We start from the raw sequence: 2,243 nt of genomic DNA on the forward strand, positions 1-2,243 counted from the left end.
GTAAGCGCGTCATAACAAGGTATCTATCATTCATGGAAGACCTCCTGTATACTATTAGTAAAGTAAAAACCATTGGAGGATATTTTAATGCCACAACCTATTGTTCCTGTAGAGATTCCGCAATCTCGTCGTTTTGATTCTAAAAAGAGAAATGATATTCTGCTTAAAATTCGTATTGGCAAGCTTGAAGTAAGTTTTTTTCAATCTCTCAATCTCGAAATGATAGAACAGCTTTTGGATAAGGTGTTGCTCTATGACAATTCATCTATCTAGCCTAGGGCAGGTCTATCTCGTATGTGGGAAAACGGATATGAGGCAAGGCATTGATTCACTTGCTTATCTCATTAACACCCACTTTGAATTGGATCCTTTCTCAGGTCAAGTCTTTCTCTTTTGTGGTGGACGTAAAGACCGCTTTAAAGCCCTTTACTGGGATGGTCAAGGATTTTGGCTACTTTATAAACGCTTTGAGAATGGTAAACTGACTTGGCCAAGTACAGAAAAGGATGTCAAAGCTCTCACACCTGAACAAGTAGATTGGCTTATGAAGGGCTTTTCTATCACTCCTAAAATAAATTCATCAGAAAGTCGTGATTTCTATTGAAATGAGGACTTTCTTTTTAGTATAATGAAGTTAGAAAACAAGGAGGGAAGCCCATGGAAGAATTATTAAAAATCATTCAACAACAGAGTGCTACAATTGATAGTCTCACCAATGAACTTGCCCTTCTTCGTGAACAAGTGGCTTATCTGACGCAAAAGCTCTATGGAAAATCCTCTGAGAAAAGTGTTTGGCCCTCTGGACAACTCAACCTTTTTGAGGAAGAGTCTCCATCTGAAGAAGATGGAGATGTTCCCAGTTGAAACAGAGGAAATTACCTACAAACGTAAGAAATCTAAAGGAAAACGCCAAGCTCTTCTTGCCCAATTTGATTCAGAAGAAGTTCATCATCAAGTAGAAGAGAGCATTTGCCCTGATTGTCAGGGAGAGCTAAAAGAGATTGGAGCGACCCTTCAACGCCAAGAATTAGTCTTTATTCCTGCGCAATTAAAACGAATAGATCATATCCAACACGCTTATAAGTGCCAAGCATGCAGTGAGAAAAATCCGAGTGATAAAATTGTGAAAGCTCCTATTCCTAAAGCCCCTTTGGCGCATAGCCTTGGCTCAGCTTCTATTATCGCTCACACCATCCATCAGAAGTTTAATCTGAAGGTACCCAATTATCGCCAAGAAGAAGATTGGGCTAGGATGGGTTTACCAATCACACGTAAGGAAATCTCTAATTGGCATATTAAGGCAAGTCAATACTATTTAGAGTCCCTTTATAACCTTTTACGAGAAAAGTTGTTAGAACAACCTCTTCTTCATGCGGATGAAACCTCTTATCGGGTTCTAGAGAGTGATAGCCATCTGACCTACTATTGGACTTTTTTGTCTGGGAAAGCTGAGAAGCAAGGGATCACGCTTTACCACCATGATCAGCGTCGGAGTGGTTTAGTAGTGCAAGAATTCCTAGGAGATTATTCTGGATATGTGCATTGTGACATGTGGTCTGCTTATCGTCAACTGGAAGAAGCTGAACTTGTTGGTTGTTGGGCGCATGTGAGAAGGAAGTTTTTTGAAGCTACCCCCAAGCAAGCAGATAAATCATCGTTAGGTGCCAAAGGTTTAGCTTATTGTGATCAGTTATTTTCTTTGGAGAGAGACTGGGAAGACTTGTCAGCTGATGAACGCCTACAGAAACGTCAAGAAGAGCTCCATCCCTTAATGGAAGACTTCTTTGCTTGGTGCCGACGTCAGTCAGTTTTATCTGGTTCAAAACTAGGGAGGGCAATTGAATACAGTCTCAAGTATGAAGAAACCTTTAAGGCCATTTTGAAAGACGGGCATCTGGTCCTTTCCAATAATCTAGCTGAACGCGCCATTAAATCATTGGTTATGGGACGTAAAAATTGGTTGTTTTCTCAAAGTTTTGAAGGAGCTAAAGCAACAGCTATTATTATGAGTTTGTTGGAAACAGCTAAACGTCATCAACTAAATAGTGAAAAATATCTATCCTATCTTCTAGAACGTCTTCCAAACGAGGAAACTCTCGTAAACAAAGAGGTTTTAGAGGCTTATTTACCATGGACTAAAGTTGTACAAGAAAAGTGCAAATAAGAAATCTCCAGATTAGGAACTATCTATGAGTTCTCTAGTCTGGAGATTTTTCAATATACTTCGTTATTGGGCGCTTACG

The 2,243-nt window shown here is 39.7% G+C and carries 4 protein-coding genes; all 4 read left to right on the forward strand.

Going from position 1 to position 2,243, the window contains the following annotated elements:
* Positions 1-87: 87 nt before the first annotated feature.
* Genes WKI42_RS10150 through tnpC form a run of 4 tightly spaced genes read left to right on the forward strand, consistent with a single transcriptional unit; the run spans position 88 to position 2,164 of the window.
* Positions 88-273 (forward strand): hypothetical protein, encoded by a 186-nt coding sequence (locus WKI42_RS10150; protein ID WP_001136123.1) that lies wholly within the window; start codon positions 88-90, stop codon positions 271-273.
* Positions 254-604 (forward strand): IS66 family insertion sequence element accessory protein TnpB, encoded by a 351-nt coding sequence (gene tnpB, locus WKI42_RS10155; protein ID WP_368081859.1) that lies wholly within the window; start codon positions 254-256, stop codon positions 602-604. The genes WKI42_RS10150 and tnpB overlap by 20 nt, the downstream gene beginning before the upstream one ends.
* 53 nt (positions 605-657) lie before the next feature.
* The gene (locus WKI42_RS10160) at positions 658-864 is read left to right on the forward strand and encodes a transposase (RefSeq protein WP_368081860.1); all 207 of its coding nucleotides are present in this window, start codon (positions 658-660) and stop codon (positions 862-864) included.
* Positions 845-2,164, forward strand: coding sequence for an IS66 family transposase (tnpC, locus tag WKI42_RS10165; protein WP_368081861.1), 1,320 nt, complete (start codon positions 845-847; stop codon positions 2,162-2,164). The genes WKI42_RS10160 and tnpC overlap by 20 nt, the downstream gene beginning before the upstream one ends.
* Positions 2,165-2,243 lie beyond the last annotated feature (79 nt).

Source organism: Streptococcus pseudopneumoniae (assembly GCF_038148935.1).
GTDB lineage: Bacteria > Bacillota > Bacilli > Lactobacillales > Streptococcaceae > Streptococcus > Streptococcus pseudopneumoniae_U.